This is a genomic window from Paraburkholderia ribeironis (assembly GCF_900019265.1).
GTDB lineage: Bacteria > Pseudomonadota > Gammaproteobacteria > Burkholderiales > Burkholderiaceae > Paraburkholderia > Paraburkholderia ribeironis.
The window spans coordinates 1-5,248 of the sequence record NZ_CYGX02000093.1 but is presented as its reverse complement, the minus strand read 5'-3'; the positions used below and the strand labels follow the sequence as shown (position 1 = coordinate 5,248).

Annotated in this window: 5 protein-coding genes and 2 pseudogenes; 2 read left to right on the top strand and 5 right to left on the bottom strand. The window is 58.7% G+C overall.

Annotated elements, in window-relative coordinates:
• Positions 1-207 precede the first annotated feature (207 nt).
• Both BN2475_RS29645 and BN2475_RS34425 read right to left on the bottom strand, forming a co-directional pair.
• The gene (locus BN2475_RS29645; RefSeq protein ID WP_094782966.1) at positions 208-684 is read right to left on the bottom strand and encodes an avidin/streptavidin family protein; all 477 of its coding nucleotides are present in this window, start codon (positions 682-684) and stop codon (positions 208-210) included.
• Positions 685-855: 171 nt separating this feature from the next.
• Entirely contained in the window at positions 856-1,008 is a 153-nt protein-coding gene (locus BN2475_RS34425; protein ID WP_159444629.1) for a hypothetical protein, read from the bottom strand.
• A gap of 66 nt (positions 1,009-1,074) precedes the next feature.
• Between BN2475_RS34425 and BN2475_RS29640 the strand changes: the two are divergent.
• Positions 1,075-1,676 (top strand): annotated as a pseudogene (locus BN2475_RS29640) (IS5 family transposase).
• 15 nt (positions 1,677-1,691) lie between these two features.
• Here BN2475_RS29640 and BN2475_RS36400 read toward each other — a convergent pair.
• The 3 genes from BN2475_RS36400 to BN2475_RS29615 all read right to left on the bottom strand — a co-directional run bounded on the left by BN2475_RS36400 (position 1,692) and on the right by BN2475_RS29615 (position 4,669).
• Positions 1,692-2,567: a DUF5676 family membrane protein gene (locus tag BN2475_RS36400; protein WP_342744665.1), complete on the bottom strand. Its 876-nt coding sequence runs from the start codon at positions 2,565-2,567 to the stop codon at positions 1,692-1,694.
• Positions 2,568-3,171: 604 nt separating this feature from the next.
• Positions 3,172-3,960, bottom strand: coding sequence for a hypothetical protein (locus BN2475_RS33985; RefSeq protein ID WP_143325972.1), 789 nt, complete (start codon positions 3,958-3,960; stop codon positions 3,172-3,174).
• Positions 3,950-4,669, bottom strand: coding sequence for an IS6 family transposase (locus BN2475_RS29615; RefSeq protein WP_094782963.1), 720 nt, complete (start codon positions 4,667-4,669; stop codon positions 3,950-3,952). The genes BN2475_RS33985 and BN2475_RS29615 overlap by 11 nt, the downstream gene beginning before the upstream one ends.
• Before the next feature lie 77 nt (positions 4,670-4,746).
• Here BN2475_RS29615 and BN2475_RS35930 point away from each other — a divergent pair.
• Positions 4,747-4,902, top strand: a pseudogene (locus tag BN2475_RS35930) (IS110 family transposase); the annotation flags it as partial.
• Positions 4,903-5,248 lie beyond the last annotated feature (346 nt).

Sequence of the window (5,248 nt, the reverse complement as noted above, 5' to 3'; positions counted from 1 at the left end):
AGATGAACGCGGCATGTCATCGTACCGCGCTCCAGAAACGTTTCGCGACGTGGCATGGTTGGACTGTCACTGCGGCCGGAGACAGGGTTATCTAATCAGGACAACTACTCGTGCGCCACAAAGACAGACTACATCGGCCAACCTGACAGAGCCCTTTATACGAAACGGTGTTACGCTTCAGATTTGAGGCAACCCTTCCAAACAGGGTTACTTTTCCGCCAGAGTCGGCATGAAAACATCCTGCCCCGTATTGACGTGGCTCCACGAAAACTGTGCGTTGGACTGGGCGAAATTCCACAGCGCAGCGATGATAGGCACCCGGTCCTGCGTGCGGCAGAGGCCAGACCACGACGTCACCGTGCCATAGTTTCCCCAGTTCACCGTGAACGAAACCAGCGTGACGTTGTCCTGCCCGTTTTGCGCCGGAGCCGTGTTGGTCCAGCCGATCAGCGGGAATTGCTGCCCGGTGGTGCCCGACGGCGACCGGTAGGTCCCCGTGATGGCGCCCGTCGTCGGATTGACTGAAACGATATTCATGGTCGAGCCGAGCTGATTGCCCCACGATCCCACCAGACTTGCGCAGGTCGGACTTCCTGCCGCCCAGACGGTCGAGGGAACGATCGCCAGCAGCGCGGGGGAGGACAGAGCACCAACCGTGGCGAGCAATCCAAGAATCTTTTTCACTATTTATCTCCAGGTTCATTCATCAATGTGCGGATCGTGATCCCAACTGCCACTCCGCACGAATGGCAGCATTCGGTCCGATTCCGGAGCCGATTTCAGCACGCTCTCAGGCGACGAGCGACGGCGTGAGCCGCGCCGACAGCACCTCGACCACTTCGCGTGCGGCGTCCTTCATGCAGTAATGTCCGCCGGTCCGCCGTCGATTTCTTGCACGTCGACCGGTCCTGCGAAATATCGTTGCCACGCGTCGATTTCCGCGCGTTCGACGATGCGGTCATGGTTGCCGCCGAGAATCGTGGCGGGGACCTTTAGTGGCGTGGGCACGTGCTAGGGTCTGTTTACATTCGATGAAATGTGTTTACATCTTGTCTTTTGCGCGAACAGGCCAAGATGATCCGAACACTGCTGAGCGACGATGTATGGTTACGAATCGAATCTGTCTTGCCGGGCAAGGAGGGCGATCCAGGGCGGACGGCTGCCGACAACCGTTGGTTTGTCGAAGCGGTGCTCTGGATCGGCCGAACTGGTTGCCCGTGGCGCGATTTGCCGAAAGAGTTCGGACGATGGCATACGGTGTACATGCGCTTCTCGCGGTGGCGTCGCAAAGGCATCTGGGAGCGCGTGGCCTGCGCAGTCGCCGACCAGACAGAGATCAAGCAAGTGCTGATCGATTCGACCATCGTGCGTGCGCACACGAATTGGTCGAACATTTGCGCACGGGCGCGGTGATTGCCGACAAAGGCTACGACTCGGATGCGTTCGCGAACACCATCCGCGCGAGGCATGCCAAGGTTGTCATTCCGCCGCGCTCGAATCGCAAGACGAAACGTCGCTACAGCCGCGTGCTGTATCGCACTCGGAACATCGTCGAACGTTTCTTCAGCCGCATCAAACATTTTCGTCGGGTCTCCACTCGTTACGACAAGCTCGCTGGCAATTATCTCGCATTCGCAGCACTTGCCTGTGCCTTTGGACCTCTGGTGAGAATGTAAACAGACCCTAGGAGTTCAGCAGCTCAAACTCGGCCCGCAGCCTAGGCAGAAACGCCTTAACAGTTTGCGGTCCGTCAGGACCTGCTTGGGAATGCTGCGCAGCGGCCTGAATCCTTCAATGAACTCTGGCTCGGGCAGCCGTGCGATATCGCCGACCGGGTTGTGGAGGTGCGGTGCCGGATACGCAGCGAGGCACAGATGTTCCGGCATCGCGTGTCGCTTTTTGCTACTCATTGCGCCCCCGTCAACACGCTCTGTTGTGCCGACGCATGCCACCGCCCGCATATCGTTGCGGGTCTTTGTTGAACTCCGAGCGCGATTCTTCAGACTCGAAATAGTATGTGCGCCCATCGAATAAGGAGGTAAGCGCATGAGCCGTGCGCACGGGCACGGAGCGCCCATTGACCAGGTCGCGGGGCGAGCCGTCTCGCTTGAACGATGCTCATGAGAACCTCCGCTGTATACGCCCATGCCGCTGCCCATTACGCCGCGCCGCATCAGGAGGAACACAGCCAGCGCCAAGACGATCCAGAACCAGTTTTGCGAAATCCATTGCATCATGCTTCTCCACAGAAATTGCAGCGAGAGAGCGGAGATCCGAAGAACGATCACCGTTGACGAGCGGCTCACGAGCATTTGAGCAGAACGGCCGTTATCGTTCGAGGCACAGCAGGTCACGAATCCAGGCGAAGAGCGTTCCGACTGCAACCCCCATACGACGAACACGACGAACGGGTAGACGAACATGTCCACCGGGAACGGCACGCCGATGTCGAGCTTGTGAAAATCGAGGCGATGAAACACTGCGTTCAGGAAGTCGATTCCTACGCCCGGCCACGCGGCAGATAAGGCGGCACAGACTGTATATCCAGCGGCAAGGGTGAGCGCCAAGGCGACCCCGAATTTCCGTTCATGACGCGCTCCAGTGGTAGCAGCGGCGTGCCAAATGCACAAACTTCTTTGTACAAAAATTGTAGTCAGTGCTGAAGCATGCGGGATTGATGCACATCAAGCGTCGATTGTGACAAGGGCTCTGATGTGATGGACGACTCGCTCCCTTGTATCTTGAAGTTTATGATTTTTATTCATCATGATAGGAGGGTGTGGAACTTGTGGGCGAAGGTGAGCGCGGTGGGCAACGTGTAGCGTTGTCCACGGTAAGCTCGCCGGTGCGCCGCAGGCGCATCGTCCACAAATCCACAGTCTGTCGTTGATTTTTGTTGTTGATGTCGGTTTGGCAAAGCTCGTGCAGCCTGATCTCCTCCTTGGGGTTTGCAAGCCGGTCCCGAAGCACATGGCGCACGAGCCGAGCCGCTCATCGAAAGCCCGAACAGTTGCCTGAATCTAATTCGCATAAGCAAGGATGGGAAATGACGGCGTGGTTCAAAAGCCCGCTTTTTTGCGTTACACGGACGAGCTGAACCGTCCTGCATAAAAATGCAGAATTGGTAAGGAATGCGATGCAAACTGGAGGCCTGCAACGACCTCCCCGGCATCAGATCTGCCGGGGTTGAAGCGGGCCGAGTCCGAGCAGCGTCAGCGAGTGCGAATGTGCTTCCCCGGTCATCGCTTCGCGCGGACTTTTGCCGACCCGCCCGCTGCAACGGCTGCGTGTGAAGCGACGATGATTGACGAAGAATTTCAGCAGCTCCAGCCAGGCGCGACCGCCGTCCAGATGGTGCCGCAGCGTCAGGCAGTTGCGCAGGCGCGAGTTCAGGTTCTCCACCAGGGAACTGCTACGCGGAGTGTCGTGCAGCGCCTGCGAAACCGCAGTCCAGACTTCGTGGAACCGGCGGTCGATGGCCGCATGCAGCCGGTTCCATGCCTGCCAGAATGCGACGGAGGTTGGCTTGCGGTGCAACAGGCACGTTGCCCGTACGAGATGCCCGGCGACGGCAGTATCGCTTGCGATGGCGTCGAGCTTCTGGTCCAGCACGCCGGCGAAGGCGAGCAGATCGTTGCGCTGGTTTTGCAGGGCCACGCGCATCGTGCCGATGCGTGAGGGATCTTCAGGTTCACGCTGACGAAGTTGCTCGACGATAAAGTCGAACAGCTCCTGGCGGGTCGGCAGATCGGGCCCGGCCAGCGACAGGACATCGCGCTCCAGCCACAGGGCAAGTGTGCGAAGGTCGTCCGCGCGCTGATGTGCCCGCGCCTCGAGCGGGCGAAGTTCGTCAAGCCGGTCAATCAGGAGGCTGTCCTGGCAGCGCCGGCGGGGAGGTTCTGGTGCAAATAGGTAAGCGGGTTGAGAAAGCTCATATAGGTAGGAAAGCTTATCGATCAAACAGGACCGCATTCCATACGGCGGGCGCAGCGGGCTCCTTGAGGCCGAGCTTCGCGAGATCGAACTGCCCCTTGCGAATGCGATGCGTCAACTCGATTCCTGAAATCGTGGTCGCGGCGCTCCCGAATCGCTTGAACCCGAGCATCACGTTCGTTCTGGACTTGATGTGGCGATGGTCTTGCTCGATCACGTTGTTCAGATATTTTGAGGACCGGACCTTCGTGTCTTCAGGCAGCAGACCATCGGTCTTCATTTCGCGCACCGCGCGGTGCGAGGCGGCATAGCCGTCGAGCGTGATGGTCTCCGGCGGCTGGCCCTGACGCTTGATGGCCTTGCTGAAAAAAGCTTTGGCCGCAGCCACGTCGCGTCGGGCTCTGAGCATGAAGTCCACCGTCTGGCCAGCCCGATCCACTGCCCGGTACAGGTAGACCCACCTGCCGCGAATCTTCAGGTAAGTCTCATCGACACGCCACGAGCGACCCGCAGGTGTAGCAAAGCGGTTCCAGCGTTTGACGAACTCGGGTGTATAACGCCTCACCCAGCGCAGAATCGTCGTGTGAGCCAGCGACAATCCCCGTTCGGCCATCATCTCGACCAGATCGCGAAAGCTGAGCTTGTAGCGCAGGTACCAGCGAACGCACAGAATGATGATCTCCCGATCAAAATGACGTCCGCCGAACAACTTCTCCGGACTCTTCAGCTTGCTCATCGCGGCTCGTCGGTTCGTTTTGTTCCGACAACTCTAACCCATTCGCCGGCCCTATTTGCACCAGAGCCCTCTCGAACTGGATCGTCCAGCTGCATGCGCGTATTGGCTACTATAAGACGCTGGTCGCGGTTGCCAACAAGCACGCCCGCATCCTCTGGGCCGTATTGGCCAGGGACGAACGCTTCGATCCATCCCATGCGCCCGCCTGCAATGCAATGGCGGCGGACGCATGAACTACAGAACAGAAAGTGCAATGCCACCATGAATTGACTTCCAAGCGCAACACGCATCACGCAGGGATAGCGACAGGTCAGACCGACAGCGGGCGAACTCGAGCAGCTATCAGGCGCTACAGTTCTTGTATTCGCCGTCGCCGGAATGGAGTCCCGCTGTGCGGTTACTATCCGGGCCCGGGCGCAGCAATCACAGCGCCCAAACAGGCCGTTTATAGGTTTGCAGTCTGCCTCGTCTGCCCTCATGCTTCCGTGCACGCGCTGACAACACAGGATTCGACGTATGCCCTATTAAACCCAGCTTGCAAGAAACAGGAGCTCCTTATAGATAGCTGCGCAGCTGGTC